Origin of the sequence: Actinomadura chokoriensis (assembly GCF_039529475.1) — a bacterium.
GTDB classification, from domain to species: Bacteria; Actinomycetota; Actinomycetes; order Streptosporangiales; family Streptosporangiaceae; genus Spirillospora; species Spirillospora bangladeshensis.
The window spans coordinates 110,535-135,018 of sequence record NZ_BAAAMW010000012.1 but is presented as its reverse complement, the minus strand read 5'-3'; the positions used below and the strand labels follow the sequence as shown (position 1 = coordinate 135,018).

At 72.1% G+C, this 24,484-nt stretch carries 23 protein-coding genes and 1 riboswitch; of the genes, 14 read left to right on the top strand and 9 right to left on the bottom strand.

What is annotated here, in order from left to right:
• Positions 1–126 precede the first annotated feature (126 nt).
• Positions 127–1,965: a cell division protein PerM gene (locus tag ABFX46_RS25070; protein WP_346045711.1), complete on the top strand. Its 1,839-nt coding sequence runs from the start codon at positions 127–129 to the stop codon at positions 1,963–1,965.
• Positions 1,966–1,987: 22 nt separating this feature from the next.
• Here ABFX46_RS25070 and ABFX46_RS25065 read toward each other — a convergent pair whose 3' ends face one another.
• On the bottom strand, positions 1,988–2,476 hold the full coding sequence (locus ABFX46_RS25065; protein WP_346045709.1) for a hypothetical protein: 489 nt from the start codon (positions 2,474–2,476) through the stop codon (positions 1,988–1,990).
• 107 nt (positions 2,477–2,583) lie between these two features.
• Here ABFX46_RS25065 and purN point away from each other — a divergent pair, with 107 nt between their 5' ends.
• The 3 genes from purN (at position 2,584) to ABFX46_RS25050 (ending at position 5,303) form a co-directional block, all read left to right on the top strand.
• The gene (gene purN, locus ABFX46_RS25060) at positions 2,584–3,252 is read left to right on the top strand and encodes a phosphoribosylglycinamide formyltransferase (protein ID WP_346045882.1); all 669 of its coding nucleotides are present in this window, start codon (positions 2,584–2,586) and stop codon (positions 3,250–3,252) included.
• Between the two features lie 147 nt (positions 3,253–3,399).
• Complete coding sequence (purH, locus tag ABFX46_RS25055) at positions 3,400–4,965, top strand: bifunctional phosphoribosylaminoimidazolecarboxamide formyltransferase/IMP cyclohydrolase (protein ID WP_346045708.1); 1,566 nt, start codon at positions 3,400–3,402, stop codon at positions 4,963–4,965.
• Between the two features lie 161 nt (positions 4,966–5,126).
• Positions 5,127–5,303, top strand: a complete 177-nt coding sequence (locus tag ABFX46_RS25050; protein ID WP_346045707.1) for a hypothetical protein — start codon at positions 5,127–5,129, stop codon at positions 5,301–5,303.
• 9 nt (positions 5,304–5,312) lie between these two features.
• On the opposite strand, the gene ABFX46_RS25045 is transcribed toward ABFX46_RS25050, so the two are convergent.
• Positions 5,313–5,906, bottom strand: coding sequence for a GNAT family N-acetyltransferase (locus ABFX46_RS25045; protein WP_346045706.1), 594 nt, complete (start codon positions 5,904–5,906; stop codon positions 5,313–5,315).
• Between the two features lie 82 nt (positions 5,907–5,988).
• Positions 5,989–6,073, top strand: a riboswitch (ZMP/ZTP riboswitch).
• 65 nt (positions 6,074–6,138) lie between these two features.
• On the opposite strand from ABFX46_RS25045, the gene ABFX46_RS25040 reads away from it, so the two are divergent.
• Entirely contained in the window at positions 6,139–6,987 is an 849-nt protein-coding gene (locus tag ABFX46_RS25040; RefSeq protein WP_346045705.1) for a bifunctional methylenetetrahydrofolate dehydrogenase/methenyltetrahydrofolate cyclohydrolase, read from the top strand.
• A 174-nt stretch (positions 6,988–7,161) separates the two neighbouring features.
• On the opposite strand, the gene ABFX46_RS25035 is transcribed toward ABFX46_RS25040, so the two are convergent.
• Positions 7,162–7,863: an FHA domain-containing protein gene (locus ABFX46_RS25035; RefSeq protein ID WP_428831304.1), complete on the bottom strand. Its 702-nt coding sequence runs from the start codon at positions 7,861–7,863 to the stop codon at positions 7,162–7,164.
• Between the two features lie 342 nt (positions 7,864–8,205).
• Here ABFX46_RS25035 and ABFX46_RS25030 point away from each other — a divergent pair, with 342 nt between their 5' ends.
• The 4 genes from ABFX46_RS25030 (at position 8,206) to ABFX46_RS25015 (ending at position 12,085) form a co-directional block, all read left to right on the top strand.
• Positions 8,206–8,682, top strand: a complete 477-nt coding sequence (locus tag ABFX46_RS25030; protein WP_346045702.1) for a DUF3017 domain-containing protein — start codon at positions 8,206–8,208, stop codon at positions 8,680–8,682.
• 126 nt (positions 8,683–8,808) lie between these two features.
• Entirely contained in the window at positions 8,809–10,026 is a 1,218-nt protein-coding gene (locus ABFX46_RS25025) for an NADP-dependent isocitrate dehydrogenase (protein ID WP_346045700.1), read from the top strand.
• A gap of 315 nt (positions 10,027–10,341) precedes the next feature.
• Complete coding sequence (locus ABFX46_RS25020; protein WP_346045698.1) at positions 10,342–11,331, top strand: malate dehydrogenase; 990 nt, start codon at positions 10,342–10,344, stop codon at positions 11,329–11,331.
• Between the two features lie 253 nt (positions 11,332–11,584).
• A complete protein-coding gene (locus tag ABFX46_RS25015; RefSeq protein ID WP_346045696.1) occupies positions 11,585–12,085 on the top strand; it encodes a DinB family protein in 501 nt (166 codons plus the stop codon).
• An 18-nt stretch (positions 12,086–12,103) separates the two neighbouring features.
• On the opposite strand, the gene ABFX46_RS25010 is transcribed toward ABFX46_RS25015, so the two are convergent.
• Positions 12,104–12,832, bottom strand: a complete 729-nt coding sequence (locus tag ABFX46_RS25010) for an ATP-binding cassette domain-containing protein (RefSeq protein ID WP_346045695.1) — start codon at positions 12,830–12,832, stop codon at positions 12,104–12,106.
• A 277-nt stretch (positions 12,833–13,109) separates the two neighbouring features.
• On the opposite strand from ABFX46_RS25010, the gene ABFX46_RS25005 reads away from it, so the two are divergent.
• Positions 13,110–14,387, top strand: coding sequence for a hypothetical protein (locus tag ABFX46_RS25005; RefSeq protein ID WP_346045693.1), 1,278 nt, complete (start codon positions 13,110–13,112; stop codon positions 14,385–14,387).
• A complete protein-coding gene (locus ABFX46_RS25000; RefSeq protein ID WP_346045692.1) occupies positions 14,387–14,929 on the top strand; it encodes a hypothetical protein in 543 nt (180 codons plus the stop codon). Before ABFX46_RS25005 ends, ABFX46_RS25000 begins: the two co-directional genes overlap by 1 nt.
• 20 nt (positions 14,930–14,949) lie before the next feature.
• On the opposite strand, the gene ABFX46_RS24995 is transcribed toward ABFX46_RS25000, so the two are convergent.
• The 3 genes from ABFX46_RS24995 to ABFX46_RS24985 form a co-directional block, all read right to left on the bottom strand.
• Entirely contained in the window at positions 14,950–15,372 is a 423-nt protein-coding gene (locus ABFX46_RS24995; RefSeq protein WP_346045690.1) for a YbaB/EbfC family nucleoid-associated protein, read from the bottom strand.
• Between the two features lie 36 nt (positions 15,373–15,408).
• On the bottom strand, positions 15,409–15,930 hold the full coding sequence (locus ABFX46_RS24990) for a hypothetical protein (RefSeq protein ID WP_346045688.1): 522 nt from the start codon (positions 15,928–15,930) through the stop codon (positions 15,409–15,411).
• 113 nt (positions 15,931–16,043) lie between these two features.
• Positions 16,044–16,634 carry a hypothetical protein gene (locus ABFX46_RS24985; RefSeq protein ID WP_346045687.1) on the bottom strand — a complete coding sequence of 197 codons (591 nt, stop codon included), beginning with the start codon at positions 16,632–16,634 and terminating at the stop codon, positions 16,044–16,046.
• A gap of 119 nt (positions 16,635–16,753) precedes the next feature.
• Between ABFX46_RS24985 and ABFX46_RS24980 the strand changes: the two genes are divergently transcribed.
• Together ABFX46_RS24980 and ABFX46_RS24975 are read left to right on the top strand one after the other, a co-directional pair.
• Positions 16,754–18,517 carry an HSP90 family protein gene (locus tag ABFX46_RS24980; RefSeq protein WP_428831308.1) on the top strand — a complete coding sequence of 588 codons (1,764 nt, stop codon included), beginning with the start codon at positions 16,754–16,756 and terminating at the stop codon, positions 18,515–18,517.
• On the top strand, positions 18,514–21,183 hold the full coding sequence (locus ABFX46_RS24975; RefSeq protein WP_346045683.1) for a hypothetical protein: 2,670 nt from the start codon (positions 18,514–18,516) through the stop codon (positions 21,181–21,183). Before ABFX46_RS24980 ends, ABFX46_RS24975 begins: the two co-directional genes overlap by 4 nt.
• A 94-nt stretch (positions 21,184–21,277) precedes the next feature.
• Here ABFX46_RS24975 and galK read toward each other — a convergent pair whose 3' ends face one another.
• Together galK and galE are read right to left on the bottom strand one after the other, a co-directional pair.
• Positions 21,278–22,414: a galactokinase gene (gene galK / locus ABFX46_RS24970; RefSeq protein ID WP_346045681.1), complete on the bottom strand. Its 1,137-nt coding sequence runs from the start codon at positions 22,412–22,414 to the stop codon at positions 21,278–21,280.
• The gene (gene galE, locus ABFX46_RS24965) at positions 22,411–23,364 is read right to left on the bottom strand and encodes a UDP-glucose 4-epimerase GalE (RefSeq protein ID WP_346045679.1); all 954 of its coding nucleotides are present in this window, start codon (positions 23,362–23,364) and stop codon (positions 22,411–22,413) included. The genes galK and galE overlap by 4 nt, the downstream gene beginning before the upstream one ends.
• A 109-nt stretch (positions 23,365–23,473) precedes the next feature.
• Between galE and ABFX46_RS24960 the strand changes: the two genes are divergently transcribed.
• Positions 23,474–24,466 (top strand): hemolysin family protein, encoded by a 993-nt coding sequence (locus tag ABFX46_RS24960; RefSeq protein ID WP_346045677.1) that lies wholly within the window; start codon positions 23,474–23,476, stop codon positions 24,464–24,466.
• The last annotated feature ends 18 nt before the right edge of the window (positions 24,467–24,484 follow it).

Here is a 24,484-nt window from a genome sequence, read left to right as displayed (position 1 = left end):
CGTCTTTCGCGTCTCTCCCCCCCGAACCCGGCGGCGGACGGCGGGCGCGGGGACGGGGGCGACGACAAAGGCGACACGCCGGGCGGGCGGGGGCGCCGGAGGCGGGGGTGGTGCCAGCATGGAGCGGTGAGCGACAGGACGCCCGGGCAGCGTGCGCGGCGGGAGCCGCCGGAGGCGGCGCCGGCCAAGGGGGCGGCGCCCGTGAAGGGTGCCGCGCCGGTCAGGAACGCGGCGCCGGTGAAGGGCGCGGCCGGGCGGGCGCGCGCCGGCGACGGCAGGCCGCGGACGGCGGTGCAGCCCGCGCGTCCGCTGTACGTGACCGGGCTGGTCGCGGCGCTGTGGTGCGTCGGGATCGGGCTCGCCGTGCTCACCACGATCACGCTCATCGGATGGATCGCGGCGCCGAAGACCGCGATGGGCAACGGCCTGTCCGGGGTGTTCCGGACGGCCGTGAACTTCTGGCTCGTGTCCCACCACGCGGGCTTCTCCTACGGGCAGGGGCGGGTCGGGCTGCTGCCGCTCGGCGTCATCGTCCTGCCCGGCGTGCTGCTGTACCGGGGCGGCGGGTGGATGATCCGGGTCGCGGGGCTGCGGCAGCGTCCGCGCATCGCGGTCGTGCACGTGGCGGTCGCGCAGGCCGCGCCGTACGCGGCGCTGGCCGCGCTGCTCGCGCTCGCGGCGTCCTCGAAGGAGGTGCGGCCGTCGGCGTGGCAGGCGCTCATCGGATGCTTCCTCGTCGCGGTGACCGCGGGCGGCCTCGGCGCCGCGCGGGCCGTGGTCGCCGCGCAGGTCGCGGCGGAGGCGAAGGGGCGGCGGGTGCGGTCCGGGCTGGGCGCGCTGCTGCGGCTGCTGCCCGAGCGGCCCCGCTCGCTGGTCATCGGGGTGGCGGGCGCCCTGGGCGTGCTGCTCGCGTCCGGTGCGGTGCTCGTGGGCGCGGCGCTCGCGATGAACATGGCGGGCGCCGACGACCTGTACGACATGCTCGCCCCGGGCGTCGTCGGCGGCGTCCTGCTGCTGCTGGTCGAGCTGGCCTTCCTGCCGAACGCCGTGATCTGGGGGATGGCGTACGCGGTCGGCCCCGGGTTCTCGGTCGGCGCCGGCACGAGCGTCTCGCCCACCGGGGTGTTCCTGGACATCGTCCCCGCGTTCCCGCCGCTCGCCGCGCTGCCGCAGCCCGGCCCGGCCCCCGCGCTGTCGCTGATCGCGCTGGCCGCCCCGTTCGTCGCGGGCGCGGTCGGCGGCGTTCTCACGATCAGGTCGCTGCCGAGCCCGGTGGCGGAGGGCGCGCCGCTGTGGGGGTTCGTGTCCGGGGCGCTGACCGGTGCCGTGGCGGCCCTGCTCAGCGCGCTGTCGGGCGGCCCGCTCGGCGGCGGACGGATGGCGACCGTGGGCCCGTCCGCCTGGCAGGTGGGGCTGCTCGCGGCCCTGGAGGTGGGGATCTCGGCGGCGATCGCGGCGTGGGTGGCGAACTCGATGGTGCTGCGGCGCCCGGCCCGCGCCGAGGCCGGGAAGACCAGGGCCAAGAAGCCGAAGAGGGCGAAGAACCCGAAGCCGGCCGCCCCGCCGAAGCCCGCGACGGTCCCGCTGTCGGCCCCGGTTCCGGGTGACTACGACCCTCCCGCGCAACCCGCGCCGGCCGCGCCGAGGGCCCCGCACGCGCCGGATCCGGTGGAGTTCGAGGAGGCCGAGCCCGTCCTCGCCCCGCGGCGCACCCGCCGCCGGAGCGACCCGCTGCCCGACCTGGCCGAGGAGCACGAGCCCACCGAGGAGCGGAGCCGGCGACCGGCCCAACCGCCGGCGGGCGGAGGCACGGTCGTCGTCGAGGGCCACATCGTGGACGAGCCGGAGCCCGAACCCGAGGAGCCGCGCAGGCCCGTCCCCCCGCCCCGCGCCGACCCGAGCCGCACGGAGAACCGCGGCGGCGCGATCTACGTCCTCCGCGAAGACCCCGACCGGGACGACTGACCGAACAGCCCCCAGGAGGCGGCTAGAGGAGGTCGCCGTACTTGTTCATCCAGCCGCGCGGGAGGTCGAGCTTGTCCTCGATCTTCGGGTAGTACTCGTCGCGGCACGCCTGCTCGTCGGTGTGGGTGTTGGAGGCGTTGACGCAGTCCCAGTAGCCGCTGAACTCCGTCCGCAGGACGATCGCGCCCGCGACCATCACCAGCGACATCGCCAGGCCGATCCCGCCCATCACCATGCCCGGGACGGCCCCGGGGACGGCCTCGCGCGCGCCGCCCGCTCCACCCGCTCCGCGCACCGCGCGGCGGGCCTTGATCCCGACGACGAGGGCGGCGATGCCGAGCACCAGGCCGAGCGGGTAGAAGAACAGCGAGGTCACCAGCGCGATGCCGCCGAGCCACAGGGCCCGCACGCCGGCCTGACGCGCCTCGGCCTGCCCCGCGGGCGGCTCTCCCGCCGGCCGCCCGTCCGGGCGGTCCTCGGGACGGACCTCACGGTCCCGCTGCTCGCTCACGTTCGTTTCCTCCTGGCCCGTGGGGTGCTCTGCGATGGTGGCGGCGCCGAACCGGCCCGATAGGCTTCATGTCGGCCGCACACCCCGTCAACGTCCAACTGGGAGTCATGGTGTCCGCCCGGCTCGTCGTCCTCGTCTCCGGTGCGGGGACCAACCTACAAGCGCTGCTCGACGCGTGCGCGGATCCAGCCTACGGGGCGAAAGTCGTGGCCGTGGGGGCGGACCGCCCCGATATCGCGGGAACCGAACGCGCAGAACGTGTGGGTTTGCCCACTTTCACGCTCTGCATCCCGGATTTCCCGTCCCGGGACGACTGGGACGCCGCGCTGACCGAGGCCGTCGCCGTCCACGAGCCCGACCTCGTCGTCTCCGCCGGCTTCATGAAGATCCTCGGCCCGCGCTTCCTGGCCCGGTTCGGCGGCCGGACGGTCAACACCCATCCCGCGCTGCTGCCCTCGTTCCCCGGCGCGCACGCCGTACGGGAGGCCCTGGCGTACGGCGTGAAGGTCACGGGTTGTACCGTTCACTTCGTCGACGAAGGCGTGGACACCGGACCCGTCATCGCCCAGGAGAGCGTCCCCGTGGGCTGGCATGACGACGAAGACTCCCTGCATGAGCGGATCAAGCAGGTGGAGCGCCGGCTCCTCGTCGACGTCGTCGGACGGCTCGCCCGCGACGGCTGGACGACGCGCGGCAGGCGGGTCTCGATGAAGTGCAGGACCTGCGGCGACGCGTCCGGCGGTGCGTCCTCCGCCGGCGGATCTTCCGACGGCTAGCGGCCGCCGGCGGCTGGATCTCCGGGCGGCCGGGCCCTGCGGAGGCCGGGCCCTGCGAAGGCCGGACCTCCGAAGACCGGACCGTCGAAGACCAGGGAAATGTCCGACGACTAGGAACTTCCGACGACCATGAGGGGAGCTCGGCCGGTGAGTCGGGTGGCGATTAAGCGTGCGCTGATCAGCGTGTACGACAAGACCGGGCTGGAGGAGCTCGCCCGCGGCCTGCACGAGGCCGGGGTGGAGATCGTCTCGACCGGGTCGACGGCGGGCCGGATCTCCGCCGCCGGGGTCCCGGTGATGAAGGTGGAGAAGCTCACCGGGTTCCCCGAGTGCCTGGACGGACGGGTCAAGACCCTGCACCCCAGGGTGCACGCGGGCCTGCTCGCCGACCGCCGCAAGGAGGACCACCTCCAGCAGCTCGAAGACCTCGCCGTCGAGCCGTTCGACCTGGTGGTCGCGAACCTGTACCCGTTCGCCGACACCGTCGACTCGGGCGCGAAGCCGGACGAGTGCGTCGAGCAGATCGACATCGGCGGCCCGACGATGGTGCGCGCCGCCGCGAAGAACCACATGAGCGTGTCCGTCGTCGTGGACCCGTCCGCCTACGGGACGGTCCTGGACGCGGTGAAGGCCGGCGGCTTCACCCTGGACGAGCGGCGCCGCCTCGCCGCGCGGGCGTTCGCCCACACCGCGTCCTACGACGTGGCCGTGGCCTCCTGGTTCGCGAGCAGCTACGCCCCGGACGAGACCGCCGCCGAGACGGACTGGCCCGACTTCCTCGGCGCCACCTGGGAGCGGTCGAACACCCTCCGGTACGGCGAGAACCCGCACCAGCGCGCCGCCCTGTACCGCTCGCCCGGCGAGACCGGGCTGGCGGGCGCGGAGCAGCTGTACGGCAAGGAGATGTCCTACAACAACTACGTGGACACCGACGCCGCCCGCCGCGCCGCCTACGACTTCACCGAGCCCTGCGTCGCGATCATCAAGCACGCCAACCCGTGCGGCATTGCGGTCGGCGCCGACATCGCCGAGGCGCACCGCAAGGCGCACGCCTGCGACCCCGTGTCCGCCTACGGCGGCGTGATCGCGGCGAACCGCCCGGTCACCGCCGCCATGGCGCGGCAGGTCACCGAGAGCTTCGCCGAGGTGGTCATCGCCCCGGCGTTCGACGACGAGGCCGTCACCGTCCTGAAGGACCGGTTCAAGAACGTCCGGCTGCTGGTCTGCCCGGACGCCCCGGCCGGCGCCACCGAGTACCGGCGCATCGACGGCGGCGTCCTGCTGCAGGGCGTCGACCGCGTGGACGCGCCCGGGGACGACCCGTCCACCTGGGAGCTGAAGACCGGCGAGGCCGTGGACGAGGCCACGCTCCGCGACCTGGCGTTCGCGTGGCGGGCGATCCGCTCGGTGAAGTCGAACGCGATCCTGCTCGCCGCCGGCGGCGCCACGGTCGGCGTCGGGATGGGGCAGGTCAACCGGGTCGACTCCGCCAAGCTCGCGGTCGCGCGGGCGGGCGCCGAGCGCACCGCGTCCGCCGTGGGCGCGTCCGACGCGTTCTTCCCCTTCCCGGACGGCCTGGAGGTGCTGACCGAGGCGGGCGTGAAGGCGGTCGTCGAGCCCGGCGGATCGGTCAACGACGACAAGGTGATCGAGGCGGCGCGGAAGGCCGGGATCACCCTGTACTTCACCGGCGTCCGGCACTTCTTCCACTGACCGGTCGCAGGACCGCGGCGAACCCGGTGTGACGCGCAACACAGTCGCACCGGGTTTAGCCGCGGTTTTTGCACTTGACGGCTGCGGGTAGCCTCGGCGCAGCCGCGCCCCCTCATGACGCTCCCTTGACTCCGGCGCGGGCATTCCGTGATGGAGGCGCGATGGACGTGCTGCTGGCCCTCATGCTGAGATCGGTCTACCTGGTCGACTCCCTGCTGATGGACTCCCGCCAGGTGATCGGCCTGCTCGCCGCGTTCGTGGCCGCCATGCTCGCCGCCCAGCTCGGCTGGCACGGCACCGACCGCGTCCTCGCCTGGCGCAGCCGCTCCGAGGACTAGCCCCTCCCGCTACCGCAGCCGTGCGCGCAGGGCTCGGGCGGCGGCGGGCCATTCGTCGTCCGTCATGCCGTAGGCGGCGGTGTCGCGGATCGAGCCGTCCGGGCGGATCCGGTGCTTGCGGTGGACGCCCTCGAACGAGGCGCCGAGGCGTTCGATCGCCGCCCGCGACCGCTCGTTCCGGACGTGCGTGTGCCAGCCGACCCTGATCGCGCCGAGGTCGTCGAACGCCCGTCCCATCAGGAGCAGCTTCGCCTCCGTGTTGATCCCCGTCCGCTGCCAGCGCGCGCCGATCCAGGTGCTGCCGATGCACAGCCCGCGGTGGGACGGCGCGATCTCGTAGTACGACGTCGTCCCCGCGACCTCGCCGGTCGCCGCGTCGATCTGCGCCCACGGCAGGCGCGCCCCGCGCTCGCATTCGGCCAGCGCCTTGTCGACCAGCACGCCCATGCCGTCGGCCGTCGCGGGCTGCCGCTCGTTCAGCCACGTCCACACGTCCGGGTCCTTGGACGCCTCGAACAGACCCCCGGTGTGCGCGCGGGACAGCGGCTCCAGCCGCACATACCGCCCGGTCAGGACGGGCCGCTCGAACCATGCGTCGCTCATGCCGACCACGCTAGAAGGCGCCGGACCGGCCCCGGCAGGGCCACTCGGCCCCGATTTCCGGGTGCCACTCGCCCGTTACCATGGGTTTTCACGCGACTGGCGCGGCAAGGTGGATCACCACCGGGGAGCGAACGACAGTCCGGACACCGCGCGCCTGGGTGGACGGGACCTCGAGCCGGGCTCGGTCCTGCGGGGCCGTCCGGGCACCGGCGAGATCCACGCGGAGGAACGCATGACGGCACAGATTCTGGACGGCAAGGCCACGGCCGCCGAGATCCGCTCGAACCTCAAGGTGCGCGTCGAGGCGCTCCGCGACCGCGGCGTGACCGTCGGGCTCGGCACCGTGCTGGTCGGCGACGACCCGGGCAGCCACTCCTACGTCAACATGAAGCACCGCGACTGCGCCGAGGTCGGCATCGAGAGCATCCGCCGCGACCTGCCCGCCACCGCCACCCAGGACGACGTGGAGCGGGCCGTCGCCGAGCTGAACGCCGACCCCGCCTGCACCGGCTACATCGTCCAGCTGCCGCTGCCGAAGGGCCTGGACGAGCAGCGCGTGCTGGAGCGCATCGACCCGTCCAAGGACGCCGACGGCCTGCACCCGACGAACCTCGGCCGGCTCGTCCTCATGCAGCCGGGCCCGCTGCCCTGCACCCCGAAGGGCATCATCGAGCTGCTGCGGCGCTTCGACGTCCCGATCAAGGGCGCCGAGGTCGCCGTCGTCGGCCGCGGCATCACGGTCGGGCGCTCGCTCGGCCTGCTGCTGACCCGGCGCACCGAGAACGCGACCGTGACGCTCTGCCACACCGCGACCCGCGACCTGGCCGCGCACACCCGCGCCGCCGACATCGTCGTGGCCGCCGCCGGCGTCCCGGGCCTCATCACCGCCGACATGGTCAAGCCGGGCGCCGCCGTCCTCGACGTGGGCGTCTCCCGGGTGGACGGCAAGCTCGCCGGCGACGTCGCCGCCGACGTCCGCGAGGTCGCCGGCTGGGTCGCCCCCAACCCCGGCGGCGTCGGCCCGATGACCCGCGCGATGCTCCTGGCGAACGTCGTCGAAGCCGCCGAGCGAACCGCCTGACGAACCTCCGCACGGGCGCCGGCACGTGGACGGGGCCGCCACTCAGCACCGAGGTGGCGGCCCCGTACACGTTGCTCCGGGCGGGGCCCTGCGCCGTCACCTGCGCGGACCCCGTCCAGGAGGTTCAGCGATCGCCCTCGTACGCGCTGCCGGGAGGGCGACCGCAGGTTCACATCAGCTGGCCCTCCGTCCGGCGGCGCTAGGGGCCGGGCGGCTCGGCCCGTGGCCGTGGCCCGGCCTGCGGGTCTCCGCCGTCCGGACGCCGGGGACCCGGCCGTCCATCGGCGGACGGCCCTGGTGGGGGACGTGCACCGGCGGCAGCGGACGGACGAGGCCCATCGCGATGACCTCGTTGGCGAGCCGGGTGCGCCGGTTGGCGCCCTCGGGGATGCGGAACTTCTGGTAGAGGCGCAGCAGGTGCTGCTTGACGGCGGCCTCCGTGACGACCAGCTCGCCGGCGATGTCGCGCGCCGTGGCGGGGGCCACGAACGCTTCGTCGGACAGGGCGGGTCGGCACAGCGAGGTCAGCACGTCGACCTCGCGGCGGGTGAGCTCGGGCGCGACGGCGCGCCGCAGTTCGACGTCCGGGTCGACCTCCTCACGGGGGATTCCCCCCAACCGGCAGCGCGCCGTGCCGAAGCTCACGACGTCGCCGTCCTCCAGGACGCGGCGGGCGATCGGCCTGCCGTTGACTCGGGTCCCATTGCGGGACAGGCCCATGTCCACCACGTAGACGTACGGGCCACGTCGGACGATTTCTGCGTGCAAACGGGACACACTCGGGTCGTCGAGGCGTACGTCGACTCCTCTCCCTCTCCCGACCGTCGTAACGTCGGGGCGCAGCGGCATCACCAGCCCGCTGTCCTCGATCCGCATGAACGGCCCCTCCACGGCAGTCCTCCCAGCTAGTTAGCGACCCCTGTCTGCCGGGTTACCCGGGCGCCGTGCCGTCACACCCTCCTACTGGCGAGTAGCACCGATGGGACAAGGGATTCCGGCCTCTCGGGCATCACCCGGGCACCTTCCGTCACATCCCTATTCCCGGCGCCGGGCGACAAGACGGACCGTTCCATCGCGGTCGCGGCTGCGTTCCGTTGCCGCCGCGGGTACGTTGCGTCGCGCTTCCGGAAGCGGCGCGATGTGGTTTCGGGCCCGGTCTGCCGTGCTCGCGGGTGGACGATGTCGTCCCGTCCGGCGATCGGCGATACCGTGAGAAGCATGAGCACTCAGGTGCAGCGGCGCCGGCGTAAGGCGCCGCGCCGCAGGGGCGCCGCACCGCACTGGCTGGCGCAGCTCCCGTACCTGTTCGTGCTCAGCGGGGTCGGGGCCGGCCTGACCCTGTGCGCCTTCAATTACTTCCGCAAGGGCTCCGGCCTGATGGCCGCCGCGCTGCTCGTCGGCGCCCTCGCCCGGCTGCTGCTGCCCGAGTCGCAGCTCGGCCCGCTCGCCGTCCGCAGCCGGTCCGTCGACTGCTGGACGCTCGTCCTCCTCGGCGAGATGGTGGCGTTCGTGTCGCTGAGCGTCCCGCCGATGAACAAGACCGGCCTCGCGCTCGCGGGCGCGTTCGGCATCCTGATCGCGCTCACGGCGGTGGCCCGCGGCATCCGGCTGCTCATCGCCGGACGCCGCTCCGCGGCGGTCCCCCCGGCCGGTGGCGGGCCGGGTTCCCCGCCCGGAAACGGGCCGCCGGGCTAGCGCGTCGTCCCAGGTAGAGGCGTTCGGGGCCAGGCCAGGTCTAGACCGCATGACCGCCTCGGCTAGCCTAGCCAGTTGAGCCTTACAAGGACTGCTGGCCAGGTGTAGGAAAGGGACAGCACAAGCATGCCCAAGATCAAAGTAGCGGGCCCGGTCGTCGAACTCGACGGCGACGAAATGACGCGGATCATCTGGAAATTCATCAAGGACCAGCTGATCCTGCCCTACCTCGATGTGGACCTGAAGTACTACGACCTGGGGATCGAGCACCGTGACGCCACGGACGACCAGGTCACCGTCGACGCCGCCAAGGCCATCCAGGAGCACGGCGTCGGCGTCAAGTGCGCGACCATCACCCCCGACGAGGCGCGCGTCGAGGAGTTCGGCCTGAAGAAGATGTGGCGGTCCCCGAACGGGACGATCCGCAACATCCTGGGCGGCGTGGTGTTCCGTGAGCCGATCATCTGCTCCAACATCCCCCGACTCGTCCCCGGCTGGACCAAGCCGATCATCATCGGCCGGCACGCGCACGGCGACCAGTACCGCGCCACCGACTTCGTCGTCCCCGGCCCCGGCAAGGTGACGATCACCTACACGCCGCAGGACGGCTCGGAGCCCATGGAGTTCGAGGTCGCCGACTTCCCCGGCGGCGGCGTCGCGATGGGCATGTACAACTTCGACGACTCGATCCGCGACTTCGCGCGGGCGACCATGCGGTACGCGCTCGACCGCGGCATGCCGCTGTACCTGTCCACGAAGAACACGATCCTGAAGGCCTACGACGGGCGCTTCAAGGACATCTTCCAGGAGATCTACGAGTCGGAGTTCAAGGCCGACTTCGAGTCCAAGGGCCTGGAGTACGAGCACCGGCTGATCGACGACATGGTCGCGGCGGCGCTGAAGTGGGAGGGCGGGTTCGTCTGGGCCGCCAAGAACTACGACGGCGACGTCCAGTCCGACACGCTGGCGCAGGGCTTCGGCTCGCTCGGCCTGATGACGTCCGTCCTCATGACCCCCGACGGCAAGACCGTCGAGGCGGAGGCCGCGCACGGCACGGTGACCCGGCACTACCGGCAGCACCAGCAGGGCAAGCCGACGTCGACCAACCCGATCGCGTCCATCTTCGCCTGGACGCGCGGCCTCGAGCACCGCGGCAAGCTGGACAACCAGCCCGAGGTCATCGACTTCGCCCGCAAGCTCGAGGCGGTCTGCGTCGAGACGGTCGAGCACGGCCAGATGACCAAGGACCTGGCTCTGCTGGTCGGGCGCGAGACCCCCTGGCTGACGACGCAGGAGTTCCTCGCGGCCCTCGACACCAACCTCCAGAAGAAGGTCAACGGATAGTTGACGCGCGTATGGGCACTCCCCCGCCGCTCGCGGGGGCTGAGTGCCCGGAAGGGCGCCTGCTCACCGTGCTGCCCGCGCACGCGCAGGCCGAGGCCGTCCCGGATTCGTCCGGGGCGGCCTTTCGCGTGCTCGGGAACCGGCGCGGCATGCCGGTGGGTGCACCTGGGCGCCGGCGGGTAGGGGGCGCGCGATAGCCTGAACCACGGAACTATCTCGACGGCGAGAGAAACCGCGGCGGCGCGGCTCTTCGGCGGTCGGGTTCGAAGGATGGCCGCCTGAGCCCCGTCAGGTCACTGCAGGAGAAGAAGGACAATGACGCGCACCCCAGTCACCGTCACCGTTACCGGCGCCGCGGGCCAGATCGGCTACGCGCTGCTGTTCCGCATCGCGTCCGGGCACCTCCTCGGCGCGGACGTCCCCGTACGCCTGCGCCTGCTGGAGATTCCGCAGGCGGTGAAGGCCGCCGAGGGCACCGCGATGGAGCTGGACGACTGCGCGTTCCCGCTGCTGTCCGGCATCGACATCTTCGACGACGCGACGAAGGCGTTCGACGGCGTCAACGTCGCGCTGCTCGTCGGCGCCCGCCCGCGCACGAAGGGCATGGAGCGCGGCGACCTGCTGGAGGCCAACGGCGGCATCTTCAAGCCGCAGGGCGAGGCCATCAACGCGGGCGCGGCGGACGACGTCAAGGTCCTCGTGGTCGGCAACCCGGCCAACACCAACGCCCTGATCGCGCAGTCGCACGCGCCCGACGTCCCGGCCGACCGCTTCACCGCGATGACGCGCCTCGACCACAACCGCGCCCTCGCCCAGCTGTCGAAGAAGGCCGGCGTCTCCGTCGCCGACATCAAGAAGATGACGATCTGGGGCAACCACTCCGCGACCCAGTACCCGGACATCTTCCACGCCGAGATCGCCGGCAAGAACGCCGCCGAGACGGTCAACGACCAGAACTGGCTGGAGAACGACTTCATCCCGACCGTCGCCAAGCGCGGCGCCGCGATCATCGAGGCGCGCGGCGCCTCCTCCGCCGCCTCCGCCGCGTCGGCCGCCCTCAACCACGTCCACACCTGGGTGAACGGCACCGCCGACGGCGACTGGACGTCCATGGCGGTCATCTCGGACGGCTCCTACGGCGTCCCCGAGGGCCTCATCTCGTCCTTCCCGGTCACCACGAAGGACGGCAAGTGGGAGATCGTCCAGGGCCTGGACATCAACGACTTCTCCCGCGCCAAGATCGACGCCTCGGTGAACGAGCTCTCGGAAGAGCGCGACGCCGTCCGCAAGCTCGGCCTCATCTGACCCCGACACAGACGAGCCCCGGCCCACCTCGGCCGGGGCTCGTCCCATTCACCCGCCCTGCCAGTCATCCCCGTGAGCCGTGCCGATGAGCCGTCGAAGCGGCGCAGGCGGATGTGGCGATCATTTTGCGACCGGCGCATGGTCGGCGTTTGCTGAAACCGCATGGTGGCGTGCCTGATCGTGGCGAACTGGCAAAGCTGAGTGTCGTAGTGCCCACCAGCATCTGGGCGCCTTTCGCCAGGATGGAGATACCGTGCCTGCCAACTCCGGCCGCAAGCGCCGCTCCGACACTCCGCCGCCCCGGACGGGAAGCAGCGAGGCCGAGGTCCTGCGCGGGTTCCTCGACTACCTTCGGGCCTCGATCGCCGCGAAGGTCGACGGGGCTCCCGAACCGCAGGTGCGAACGGCCGCGGTACCGTCCGGCACGAACCTGCTCGGCCTGCTCGACCACCTGACGTCCGTCGAACGCGCGCTGTTCCTAGGGGACGACGTCACGGACTGGCAGGCGACGTTCGAAGCGGCGTCGACGGACAGCGTGGCCGAGGTCGTCGCCCACTACCGCGAGACGGTCGAGCGCGCGAACGAGGTGCTCGACGGCTGCGCGGACCTCGCCGCCCCGCTTCCCCGGCCGAGACCGGGCCGCCCTGCTCCCAGCGTCCGCTGGGCGCTCACCCACATGATCGAGGAAACCGGCCGCCACGCCGGCCACGCGGACATCCTCCGCGAACTCATCGACGGCACAACGGGTCGCTGACCTCGGAGGCGGGGCGTGCTAGGGGAAGAAGCCGCGTACGTACGGGTCGGCGAGGGCTTTCAGGGCGGCGAGGTCGCCGGTGGCGGTGATCTTGCCGGCGCGCATGAGGACGAGGCGGTCGGCGACGCCGGTCGCGGTGAGCATGGCAACGTCGTGTGTGATCGCCAGGACGGCGGCCCCCTCGGCGGCGTACTTGTACAGCGTCACCCATACCTCGTACGCGAGTCCGGTGTCGAGGGAGGCCGTCGGTTCGTCCGCGACCAGGACGTCCGGGGCCGGGAGGAGCGCGGCGGCGAGTGCGGCGCGCTGGATCTGGCCGCCGGAGTGCTCGCCGGGATAGAGGTCGAACAACTCGGTGGGGTAGCGCGCTGCGGTGCAGGCCCGCTCGATGCTCCATCGGCCGTGGCGGCGTTCGAGATCGCGCAACTGCGTGCCTACAGTTTCCGCGGTATCGAAGGCGTCGATTCCCGCCTGGGGCAATAGGCCGATGGTGCGACCGCGGAGACGGCGCCACTGCCGCTGATCACGGACGAACGCGCCATTGATGACGACTTGGCCGGTGCTGCGGGCCGACTCCGGCAGCAGCCCGGTGAGTGCGGCGGCGACCATGGACTTGCCGCAGCCGGATTCGCCGAGGAGGGCGGTGATCTGCCCGTCCGGGACGACGATGTCCACGGCGTCGAGGACGGTCTCGCTCCATCGGCCGGTGTCGACGTGGACCGTTACGTCCCGCAGTTCGGCACCCACCGCACCTTCCTTTCGCTGGCCACACGACGCCTCAGGATAGGCCCGGCCGCACGGAAATCGTCATCGGCGAATCGTTCTCATTCGCCTGCTCTGTCCGGGCGGAGTTCGCTACCCTTGACCGGCTTGCTGACACATTGCCTGCCCAGACCATGACAGTCCGCATGCCTGGAGTGGAAATCGCATGAGCCCTCCGAACCGGGTCGCTCAGGCCCTCGGAACGCAGACCGCCGGTGCGCCGGGGCCCGTCACGCCGCCCGGGGGCCGTACGCCTCCGTCCATGGGGCCGGCGCAGCCGAAGTCGCCGTTCGGCAACATGCCGGTCTCGACCGGGTCGGACGAGGTGCGCTTCAAGCCGGACGACCTCGTGCGGCTGGGTGGCGAACTCGTCGGCAGGCTGGGGGACGACCTGACCCAGGCGCGGCGCCACGTGAACGCCGCGCCCCGCGAGGTCGAGGCGGGCGCCTTCACGACGTTCTGCGCCCACCTGGCGCACGCCTACGTGCAGGGCGTGGAGTACACGGACGTGGATCTGGTGACGAAGCTGCGCCAGCTGAAGGAAGTCCAGGACGGGCTGAACACCACCGCCAAGATCGCCTTAGATACCTCGACGGCGGCGGCCTTCGTGATCCCCACTGCCTGGCCGTCGGTCTCGGTGATGTATATGGCCCAGTCGGACCCCTCGCAACTGTGGGACGCGGCGGAGGACTGGAAGAAGGCCGCCGACAAGATCAAGTCGGCGCGCGACCGGATCGACGACGAGTTGCGCTCGCTGCCGCACGACAGCTGGTACGGCAAGGACCGCGACGCCTTCGAGAAAAAGATGAACGACTACGCGAACCAGCTGATGCTGGCGTTCGCGTACGCCTACGTGATGTTCATCGTGCTCACGATAATGGCGCTGCTGATCGCCATGTTCATCATGATGATGATGGTGTGTGCGCTCGTCCTCGTGGCCTTTGCCATATGGGTGATCATCGCGCGGATCCTGGCGGCGATACCGGCGTACGGCCAAGCGGAGCTAGCGGTAGCGGAGGAAGGCGCACGGCTGGCCGCACGGCAGGTGCGGCAGATGCTCCGCATGGGCGAGAAGGCACTGGAGAAGACGGGCACGACATGCGTAGCGGCCATCGCCGCCGCCACCGGGATTGACGTGGTCGGCCAGATGCTCACCGGCAACACCAACGCCTTTCCGGACTTCTTCGAGGCGACCGTCCGCAGTGCCGATGATGTGGCTATCAGCCGGCTCGCCCTAATCGAGCAGAAGCTTACCGGGCAACTCATGCGCGGCCGCGCCGTCGGTGGCACAGGCTACGGAAAGTGGCGGCTGCCCATGCAACGGCTCCCGCAGAAGTACAAGTCGCTCTGGTCGGGCATAGGGGGCGCTAAAGGTATCTGGGACACCGGCCTTCCCTACACCTCTGACGGCGTCCTGAACCCTGGGGCGCCATTGGCCAACAAGGGGATCACCTCCGTAACTGGTCAGGAGGGGTACGGCGATGACTACGTTAAGCGCACGAACCCGATCCCGGCCGACACGGGCAAGGAGCTTGACTGATGGCCGCTTCCGAGGATTTCAGGGTCGTCCTGCAGGACCCGAAGCGGAACGCGCCGACGACACTCGGCCTCTTGGCTTTCCTGTGCGCATTGTGCACGTGGGGCGCAGTGGCTGTGGACAACGGCTGGCGTTTCGTTCTGGCCGCGCTTGCGCTTCTGCTCGCCGCTGCGCTGCTTTTGATCGGAGCTCAATTCCTCCCCGGAAACGAGTTTCTCACCTATGTCGATGGTCGGGGCTTGGTGATGAAGAGTGGCAAGAGGCCCGCGCAGATTCTTCCTGCTGAGCGGTTCGTACGGTTCGAGGTCATCGACCCGGGGGACGGCGCGGCGGTGACGCTGAAGCTCCGCTACAGCAAGGAGGGGGGCTACAAGCCGCCGAAGATGATCCAGCGTATGGAGGAGATTCCTGGCCGGCTCTTGCTCGCCGTCGTAAAGGACGAGGACGGGTTCGGCTCCCTCAGCCTGGAGGATCTGTGGCGGCTCCGCCGGTTCGTCGAGGAGACGGGCATGGGGACGTGGGAGGCAGAACCCCGCCGCTACTGATGCGCGCGACGGCGGGCCGGTCACCGCTGCTGGAACGCCCGCCGCAAGTTGTCGATGATCACGGTGGTCTCCTGGAGAGTGCCTTCGAAGGTCGTGTGCATATCGGTGATGAAGGCGGCGGCCTCCTCCGCGCTGGGCGGTACCATCTGCTCGCCGTCCGGCCCGAATGACTCGGTCGTCATATCGGTCACCCGGCGTTCGAGTTCTTGCTGTGCTGCCTTCACGGTTTCGGTGATCAGGTCGCCGAGTTCGGCGGCGGGCATGCGGAGTGCTCTCGGGTCGAGGTCGACGCCGGCCAGGCCTGCGCTGGTCCAGCGGGCCTTCACTCGGCCGTCGGCGGACTCGGCCTCGGTCTCCAGCTCGTCGATCCGGCGCCGCAGATCGTCGGAGTTGGCGGCGAACTGCTGGGCGCTGTCGGCGAGCGCGGCGAAATCGAAGACCATCAATTCTCTCGTTTCGGCGGAGGGGCTGTTTCTCGGTTACGGGGTGCGTTGAGCTTGGAGTTCGGCGGCGACCTCGGCGGCTATCGCCAGGGCCATGAGGAGGAATCGCCAGCGGTCGCCGTCGTCGGGGCATCGGATCGTGGTCATGCCGCCGCTGGTCGAGACGTGCCCGATGGGCATGTTCCGGGAGTCCATGACCTCGAACGTTGTGTAGAGGGAGTCGCCGCGGATGTCGCCGAAAGGATCCCCGTTGGTGTCCGATGCCTGGAACAGGTTCGCGGTCATGGCCTCTCGGCCGGTACGCCGCAAGGTCGCGATCCGGGTCTCGGAGTCGTCCTCGATCCAGAGCTGGTCGATGTCCCGGGTCCGTTGCGGCGGCATCTGGAAGAGCAGGGTTCCGTTGGGGGAGAGCACCCGTACCGGCTGGCCGGAGCTCCGGAACAGGTCGCGGAAAGACCAGCGCGGACGTTCGATGACCGCGAACTCGTTTCCCTTCCAGTCAACGAACTTGTCACCCGTCATGAGGAAGTGGCGCTGGTCTTTCTCCTGGGAGCTCATCGTCCGCCTTCGAGTCGGCCGGGGCATGCGGGGCGGCGGCTGAGTTTAGTGGCGCCGTGCCGACCGATGGAAGGAAATGCGTCTTGTGGCCGAACCCGGCTGCGCGGTCGTGATCACTTGCGTTTCGGTGGGCTTCCGAGGGCGATCGAGAGGACGAGAACGAGGCCGGCGATGGCCGTCACCTGGAGTTCCCCCGTCGTTGACATGTCTGATTTGGGGCCGCTGATCGGCGCGAATCGTCCGGCCGGGTCGAGGACGATCTGAAGGGTGTCGCCGCGTTCGCGGCCTTCGCAGTTCGACGCGTACTCGCGGGGGAGCGGGGTGCCGTCGGTGCGGTGCAGTGTGCAGCGGTGCTGCGGCCTGCCCTTGGTGCCGCCGGTCGTCCAGGTCTTGGCCACGATCGCCTCGGCGTCTTCGCCGACCATTGTCATCGTGACGTCCCGGACGGCGATGACACCGACGGCGTAGAGGGTGAACAGCGCCAGGAAGCCGAGCGTCAGGGCCACACCCTTGAACCGGAGATCACGTCCGGAGCCGTACAGCATCCCCAGGGCGACGGCCGAGCCGACGCAGCCGACGATGGCGAGCAGGGCCGCGTTCGCGACGCCCCACCACAGGTAGCCGGCCGAGACCGCCGCCAGGCCGACCAGGGCGATGCCGAGCGTCCGGGCTCCGCGCCACAGGGCGGGGCGGGCGTCGGTCATGCGTCCTCCATCAGGCGTCGGTTCGGCTGATCGCACCGTAGTCGTCGCGAAATGATCTGAAGGCGTCGGTACCGGTCGCTAGTGTTTGATCGCTCGGAAAGTGATCGGGGAGGCGGATGGTGGCGGAACAGGCGTTTCAGGTAGATCTGCGTGGCGTGGTGGATCTGCTGAGCCGCCATCTCTACGCCAGTCCGCGCGTCTACCTGCGGGAACTGCTGCAGAACGCGGTGGACGCGATCACCGCGCGGGGCGACGGCGGCCGGGTCGAGATCGAGACCGGCGGCGGGACGCTCCGGGTCCACGACGACGGGGTCGGGCTCACCGAGGACGAGGTCCACACGCTGCTGGCGACCATCGGACGCTCGTCCAAGCGGGACGAGCTGGGCTTCGCCCGCCACGACTTCCTCGGCCAGTTCGGCATCGGGCTCCTGTCGGCCTTCCTCGTCGCGGACGAGATCGAGGTCGTCACCCGGTCGGCGCGCGGCGGTGACGCCGTCACGTGGACGGGCCGCTCCGAAGGCAGCTACCAGGTCGAGCCGGGCAAGCGCGACGAGCCCGGCACGACGGTCACCTTGCGGGCGCGGCCGGGCGCGCAGGAGTTGCTCGCCCCGGAGGTCGTGGCCGAGCTGGCCCGCACGTACGGGTCGCTGCTCCCCGTCGAGCTGGTCGTCGACGGTGTGCCGATCACGGGCGACGGGCCGCCGTGGCAGGCGTCCCACCGTGATCCGGCCGGACGCAGGCGCGCGCTGGAGCAGTACTGCGAAGAGCTCTACGGGTTCACGCCGTTCGACGTGGTCGATCTGGACGTCCCCGAGGCGGGGCTGACCGGCGTCGCGTTCATCCTGCCCGCGCCCGTCTCGCCGACCGCGCGCGCCTCCCATCGGGTCTACCTGAAGCGGATGCTGCTGGCCGAGAGCGTCGAGGGGCTGCTGCCCGAGTGGGCGTTCTTCGCGCGGTGCGTCGTCGACGCCGGGGAGCTGCGGCCCACCGCCAGCCGCGAGGCCCTGTACGAGGACGAACTGCTCGACTCGACCCGGCAGGCCCTCGGCGACGTCCTGCGGCAGTGGCTGGTGAAGCTGGCCGAGACCGACCCGGCGAGCCTCCGCGCGTTCCTGCGGCTGCATCAGCTCGGCGTGAAGGCGATGGCGCTGCACGACGACGACATGCTGCGGATCGTCGACCGCTGGCTGGAGTACGAGACGTCCGCCGGGCCGATGACGCTGCACGAGTTCCGCCGCCGCCATCCGGACGGCCGGTTCACCGCGAGCGTGGACGAGTTCCGGCGGCTGTCGGCGGTCGCGGGCGCGCAGGGCGTCGGGCTGGTCAACGGCGGCTACGTGCACGACACCGAGATCATCGAGCGGCTGCCCGACCTCGACCCCGACATCCGGCTGGCCCGGCTGGACGCGGCGGAGCTGACCACCACGTTCGGCGTCCTCGACCCGGCGGCGGAGCTGGCGCTGCGGCCGTTCCTCGCGGCGGCGCAGCGGGCGGTGGAGCGGCTCGGCTGCGAGGTGGTCGTCCGCGACTTCGATCCCGCGTCCCTGCCCGCGCTGTACCTGACCAGCCGCGACGCGCAGTTCCGCGAGGAGCTGACGCGGGCCAGGGAAGAGGCCGACGAGCTGTGGGCGGACGTCCTCGGCGCCGTCAACCCCACCGGGGTCGAACGTCCCCAACTGGTGCTGAACTACCGCAATCCGCTGGCCCGCCGCATCACGTCGCTCGGCGACGGCGGGCCGGTCGAACCGGCCGTCCAAGCCCTGTACGGGCAGGCGCTGCTCCTCGGCCACCATCCGCTGCGGCCCGCCGACACGGCGGTGCTGAACCGTTCCTTCATCGGCCTGCTGGAGTGGGCCGTCCACTCCCCGGAGGCCCCCAAGTGAGCACGGACGACGTCTACGCGCTGATGGCGCGTTCGCAGGAGCTGCCCTACGGGGAGGCCCGCACCGTCCTGGTCGAGGACGCGCTGCGCCGTGCCGAGGCGGCCGGTGACGAGGTGCTGGCCTTCCACGTGCGCGTCCGGCTGACCGACGCCTACCGGTACGGCGGCGAGCCCGCGAAGGCGTTCGCGACGTTCAGCCGGACGCTCGCCGACCACGACCGCGACCCGGGCCGGTTCGACGAGACGCACGGTCTGCTATGGCAGATGAAGGCGATCGTCAGCTCCCTGACCCTCTTCCCGGAGATCCCGCTAGACCGCACCTACGCCGTCCTGGACGACATGGAGCGCCGCTACAAGGCCGGTGGGCACAGCCTCCAGGCGGTGTACCACTACCGCAACGTGGTGGCGCGGCACGTCGGCGACGGGACGGCCGACGACTGGTACGTGAAGTGGCGCTCCGCCGAACGCGACGAGCTGTCGGACTGCGAGGGCTGCGACCCCACCGGCATGGCCCGCCACCTCGTCGAGGCCGGCCGGCACGAGGAGGCCTTCGAGGTCGCCGCCCCCGTCCTGAGCGCGCAGCTGAACTGCAACGAGCAGCCGCAGTCGATCCAGACCGCGCTGCTGCCGGTCTACCTGCGGACGGGCCGCGCCGACCAGGCCGCCGACGCGCACCGCCGCGCCTACCGGGTGCACCGGACGCGGCTCGCCGACCTCGGCGACATCGCCGAGCACCTGGAGTTCTGCGCGGTCACCGGCAACGAGGCCCGCGGCCTGGAGATCCTGCAACGGCACATCGGCTGGCTCGACCGCGCCCCGAGCGCCCACGCGGACATGGAGTTCTCCGCCGCGGCGGCCCTCCTCCTCGGTCGGGTGGCGGCCGCCGGGCACGGCGCCGCGACCATCCGCCGGCCCGGACCGGACGGACGGGCCGCCGACGTCCCGCTGGACGAGCTGCGCGCCGACCTGGCGGAACGCGCCACGGCGCTGGCGGCCCGGTTCGACGCCCGCAACGGCACGTCCCACCAGGGCGGCAAGGTGCGCGCCACGCTGGACGCCGAGCCGGTCGTCGAGTTCGTCCCGCTGGCCGCCCACCACCGCCGCCCCGCGACCCCTCAGGCCACCGCCCCGGAGCCCGCCCCGGCGCGGCAGGACGACCTGGCCGCCGTCGACGACCTCGACGAGATCCTGGAGATCGGCGACCAGCGCCGCAGGAGCAGCGACCTCCCCGGGATGCTGGCGGCCTGGCGCCGGTTCGACGCCGTCGCCGAGACGGCCGAGCCGACGCCGCTGCAGCGGGCCCGCCGGCTGGACGCCCGGGGCGTCGAGCACGCCGTCGACGGCGACGCCGAGAAGGCGGCCGCCGCCTGGGACGAGGCGTCCCGGCTGTTCGGCGAGCTGGGCGACGAGACGCGCCGGCACCGCACGCTGGGCCGTCTCGGCGCGGTCCGCATCGACCTCGGCGACGAGGACGGGTTCGACCTGCTGGTCACCGCGGCCGACCACTTCACCGCGAACCCGGGAGAGGCCGCCGACACCGCGTCCGCGCTGCTCCGCCTCGCCACCGCGCACATCCGCTTCGACCGCCCCGGCGACGCCCTCGCCGTGCTGGACGGCGTCCCCGAGGACGCGTCCGGCCAGGCGCCCGACCACCTCGGCGAGCTGTGGTTCCTGCGCGGGCAGGCGCTCCTGCTGACCGACCGCGCCGACGAGGCGGCGGCCGCGCTGCGCCGCTCGATGGAGGCGGCGCGGGCGTCCGCCGATCCGGAGCTGGTCGCCTCGCCCGCGCTGCTGCTGGCCCGGACGCTGGCCCGCCGGGAGAGCGGCCCGGACGACGAGGTGTTCGCCCTCCTCGACGAGGTGATCGGCGTGGTGCCGGGGCCGTCGCCGATGCTCGCGGCGGCGCATTCCGAGCGCGGCCTGGCGTTCCTCGCCGTCGACCGTCCCGCCGACGCCGTCGCCGACCTGGTCGAGGGCATCGCGGCGTGGACGGCCGCGGGCCTCCAGCCGCAGGCCGTCGAGCTCCGCGTGGACCTCGCCGCCGCCTACCTGTCCACGGACCGCGCCCTGGAGGCCGCCGAGGCCGCCGAAGAGGCCCTGCCGGGCCTCGACGGCGACTACGCGCGGCGCTGCCGGCTGATCCTCGCGCACGCGCAGAAGCAGCTCGGCGAGGAGGAGGCCGCGACCCTGTTCACCGGCCTCGCCGAGGACGCGGCGCGCGAGGGGCAGCACGACGCCGTCGCGCACTTCCTCAACGAGGCCGCCGACGTCCTGACGGCCCTCGACATGGACGCGCAGGCCGCCGAACGCTACGCGCAGGCCGCCGAGGCGTACGAGAAGACCGGCGACCCGTTCGGCGTCGTCCGCACCCGCCGCCGCGCCGCGCTGTGCCTGATGTGGAGCGGCGACCGGGACGGGGCCGTCACCGCGATGGAGACGGCCCGTGCGGCGCTGGCGGCCCTGCCGCCGGACAACGAGCCCGCCCGCGTCTGGGAGACCGCCCTGACCTCCTTCGAGCAGGCCCGCGTCCTGGCCCAGGCGGGACGGCTCGACGAGGCCGCCTCCCACGCGTCCGCCGCCGTGGACGGTTTCACCGCCATCGACCAGACCGACCCCGCCGAGGACGCCACCCGCCTCCTGGAGGACATCCGCGCCGCGCTCACCTGACCCCCCGCCTCCACCTGCCGGTGTTAAGCCTGTCCGCGGATGTCAACACCGTCCTGTGGGTTGAGCCTGTCCGCCGGTGTTAATGGACGCGGGGTCAGTTGACGCGGCGGGCGCCGTCCGAGGGGACGGCCTCCAGGAACTGCGGGGGCGTCCAGTCGCGCTTGGCGTAGGCGGCCGTGATCGCGTCGCGGACCTTGTCCGCGCGGGCCGAAGGCGTCAGGACGATGACGGAGCCGCCGAAGCCGCCGCCGACCATGCGCCCGCCCCGGGCGCCGGCCCGGAGCGCCACGTCGACGGTGGTGTCGGCCTCCGGCCACGACACCTCGAACTGGTCGCGCAGCGACAGGTGGGACGCGTTCAGCATCGCGCCGAACTCCGGCAGGGCACCGGCGCGCAGCAGGCCGACACCGGCCTCCACCCGGTGGTTCTCGGTGACGACGTGCTGGACGCGCCGCCGCAGCGCGGGATCGCGCAGCGACCCGAGCGCGGCGGCCAGGTCCTTGACGTCGCGGAGCGCGTCCACGCCCAGCAGGGACGCGGCCTCCTCGCACTCGGCGCGGCGGCGGCCGTACTCGCCGCCGGTCAGCGCGTGGGAGGCGCGCGTGTCGACGATCAGCAGCGTCAGTCCGGCGGCGGCAGGGTCGAACGGGACCTGGGACGACAGCCCGCTGCGGCAGTCCAGCATGAGCGCGTGCCCGGCCGTGCACAGCAGGGACGCCGACTGGTCCATCAGCCCGCACGGCATGCCGACCTGCTCGTTCTCCGCGCGCTGCGCCAGCCGCGCCAGAGCGGGACGGTCGATCTCGACGCCGTGCAGGTCGCAGAGCGCCAGCGCCGTCGCGCATTCCAGCGCGGCGGACGACGACAGCCCCGCGCCCTGCGGAAGGTCGGCGTCGATCAGCAGCGACGCGCCGCCCGTCCCGTGCTCGCGCAGCACCCGTGCGACGCCGACCGGGTACGCGGCCCAGGCCCGCTCGGCGGGCCACCCCTCGGAGACGACCGGCGGGCCGACCACGGGTGCGGTCACGGCGGTCGGAGCCTGGCGCGACCGCACCTCGACCATGCCGTCGTCGCGGCGTGCGGCGGCCACGGAGACCCCGCGCGACAGCGCGAACGGCAGGACGAACCCGTCGTTGTAGTCGGTGTGCTCGCCGATCAGGTTGACCCGGCCGGGTGCGCGCCACACCCCGTCCGGCGCGCGCCCGAACGCGGCGGTGAAGTCGTCGATCATCGGGACCGCAGGAAGGTCCAGGCGTCGTCCACCATGGTGCGCAGGTCGCGCTCGGGCTTCCAGCCGAGCCGCGACTGGATCTTGTCCGACGAGGCGATCAGCACGGCCGGGTCGCCGGCCCGGCGCGGCGCCACCTCGGCGGCGATATCGCGCCCGGTGACCTCGCGGCACACCTCCACGACCTCCCGGACGGAGTAGCCGGTGCCGCTGCCCAGGTTGAAGACCTGGTGCGCGCCCGGCTCGCAGGCGTCCAGCGCCAGCAGGTGGGCGCGGCCGAGGTCGATGACGTGGATGTAGTCGCGGACGCAGGTGCCGTCCGGCGTCGGGTAGTCGTCGCCGAACATCTGGACCGCCCCGCCGTCGCCCTGCGCGATCTTCAGCACGTTCGGGATCAGGTGGGTCTCGACGGTGTGCCGCTCGCCCTGCCGCCCGTAGGCGCCCGCCACGTTGAAGTACCGCAGCGACACGCCGCCGATGCCGTGCAGCCGCGCGTACTCGGCGAGGGCCGTGTCGATCGCCAGCTTGGACGCGCCGTAGGGGTTGGTCGGACGGGTCGGGTCGGTCTCCAGGATCGGCGTCGACTCCGGCTCCCCGTACGTCGCGGCCGTCGAGGAGAACACGATCCGGGGGACGCCGGCGGTGCGCATCGCGTCCAGCAGCGCCAGCGACTCGCCGAGGTTCTTGTCCCAGTACAGGCCGGGCTTCTCCACCGACTCGCCGACGAGGGACCGGGCCGCGAAGTGCAGCACGGCCTCGAACCCGGCCCCGGCGAGGAGGTCGGCGGCCGTGTCGCGCAGCGTGCCGCGCACCAGCCGGGCGCCCTCGGGGACCGCGTCCTCGTGCCCGGTGGACAGGTCGTCCAGCACGACGACCTCGTGCCCCGCCTCCAGGAGCAGAGCGGAGACGACGCTGCCGACGTAGCCGGCGCCTCCGGTGACGAGCAGCTTCACTGACGGACCTCCACGATGATCGCGAACACCGGGGAGTCGGGCACGGCCGATTCGGGACCCCGGAGCCCGTCCAGGCTATCCGGAAGGCCGATCGGGGAAGGCTGAACCCATGGACCGGACGCCGCCCCGGCCGCCCGCGGGCCCCGTGCGCCCGCTGGTGTGGCTGCTGTCGCGCTCGGCGGGCCTCGTGGTCCGGCTGTCGGGCGGCGACCCGGCCGCGCTGCGCGAGGAGATCACCGCCGAGCGGATGCGGGCGCTGATCGCCGAGAACACCCAGCTCACCGCGGAGGAGCGGGCGCTGATCGGGGAGGTGTTCGCGGCGGGGGAGCGGCCGCTGCGCGAGGTCCTCGTGCCGCGCACCGAGGTGGTGTTCCTGGACGCGGCCCTCCCGCTGCGCGACGCCGCCCGGCTCGCCGCGCGCAGCCCGCACTCCCGCTTCCCGGTCTGCCGCGAGTCCCACGACGAGGTGGTCGGATTCGTCCACATCCGGGACCTGCTGGCCCCCGACGCGCCGGAGCAGGACGGTCCCGTAGGCGGTCTTGTCCGTCCGGTGAAGTTCCTGCCCCCCTCGAAACGGGTACTGCCGGCGCTGTCGGAGATGCGCCGTGAGGGCTGCCACCTGGCGATCGTCACCGACGAGTACGGCGGTGTGGCCGGGATCGTCACCCTGGAGGACCTGCTGGAGGAACTGATCGGCGACATCCGCGACGAATATGATGTGCAGGACGCGCAGGCACGGCGCCTGCACGGCGGGGTTGTCGAGGTCGACGGCCTGCTCAACCTGGACGACTTCGCCGCCGAGACCGGCATCCGGCTGCCGGACGGGCCGTACGAGACGGTCGCGGGGCACATCATGGCGGTGCTGCGCCGGGTCCCCGCCGAGGGCGACTCGGTGGAGGCCGGCGGCCGCCGCCTCGCGGTGGCCCGGATGGACGGCCGGCGGGTGGCCCGCGTGCGCGTCATGCCGCGGGCGACGCCGCAGGCCGCACCGGTGCCGCCCGGCACGCCGTCCGCGACCCCGCGGGCGGTGCCCGGCGACGCCGCCGGCCCGCTCACCGCCCCGCCCGGCGGCCGGAGCACCGGCGGCGAAGTCCCCACGTGACACCTGAGAGAATCGTGC

Excerpts from the sequence above, each read along its gene's own strand:
- ABFX46_RS25020 (WP_346045698.1), top strand. The coding sequence starts at position 10,342 with ATGACGCGCACCCCAGTCACCGTCACCGTTACCGGCGCCGCGGGCCAG.
- ABFX46_RS24985 (WP_346045687.1), bottom strand. The coding sequence starts at position 16,634 with ATGACCGACGCCCGCCCCGCCCTGTGGCGCGGAGCCCGGACGCTCGGC.
- ABFX46_RS25045 (WP_346045706.1), bottom strand. The coding sequence starts at position 5,906 with ATGAGCGACGCATGGTTCGAGCGGCCCGTCCTGACCGGGCGGTATGTG.
- ABFX46_RS25000 (WP_346045692.1), top strand. The coding sequence starts at position 14,387 with ATGGCCGCTTCCGAGGATTTCAGGGTCGTCCTGCAGGACCCGAAGCGG.
- ABFX46_RS25035 (WP_428831304.1), bottom strand. The coding sequence starts at position 7,863 with ATGCGGATCGAGGACAGCGGGCTGGTGATGCCGCTGCGCCCCGACGTT.
- galK (WP_346045681.1), bottom strand. The coding sequence starts at position 22,414 with ATGATCGACGACTTCACCGCCGCGTTCGGGCGCGCGCCGGACGGGGTG.
- ABFX46_RS25025 (WP_346045700.1), top strand. The coding sequence starts at position 8,809 with ATGCCCAAGATCAAAGTAGCGGGCCCGGTCGTCGAACTCGACGGCGAC.
- purN (WP_346045882.1), top strand. The coding sequence starts at position 2,584 with ATGGTGTCCGCCCGGCTCGTCGTCCTCGTCTCCGGTGCGGGGACCAAC.
- ABFX46_RS24960 (WP_346045677.1), top strand. The coding sequence starts at position 23,474 with ATGGACCGGACGCCGCCCCGGCCGCCCGCGGGCCCCGTGCGCCCGCTG.
- ABFX46_RS25005 (WP_346045693.1), top strand. The coding sequence starts at position 13,110 with ATGGGGCCGGCGCAGCCGAAGTCGCCGTTCGGCAACATGCCGGTCTCG.
- ABFX46_RS24995 (WP_346045690.1), bottom strand. The coding sequence starts at position 15,372 with ATGGTCTTCGATTTCGCCGCGCTCGCCGACAGCGCCCAGCAGTTCGCC.
- ABFX46_RS25050 (WP_346045707.1), top strand. The coding sequence starts at position 5,127 with ATGGACGTGCTGCTGGCCCTCATGCTGAGATCGGTCTACCTGGTCGAC.
- ABFX46_RS25030 (WP_346045702.1), top strand. The coding sequence starts at position 8,206 with ATGAGCACTCAGGTGCAGCGGCGCCGGCGTAAGGCGCCGCGCCGCAGG.
- ABFX46_RS24990 (WP_346045688.1), bottom strand. The coding sequence starts at position 15,930 with ATGAGCTCCCAGGAGAAAGACCAGCGCCACTTCCTCATGACGGGTGAC.
- ABFX46_RS25040 (WP_346045705.1), top strand. The coding sequence starts at position 6,139 with ATGACGGCACAGATTCTGGACGGCAAGGCCACGGCCGCCGAGATCCGC.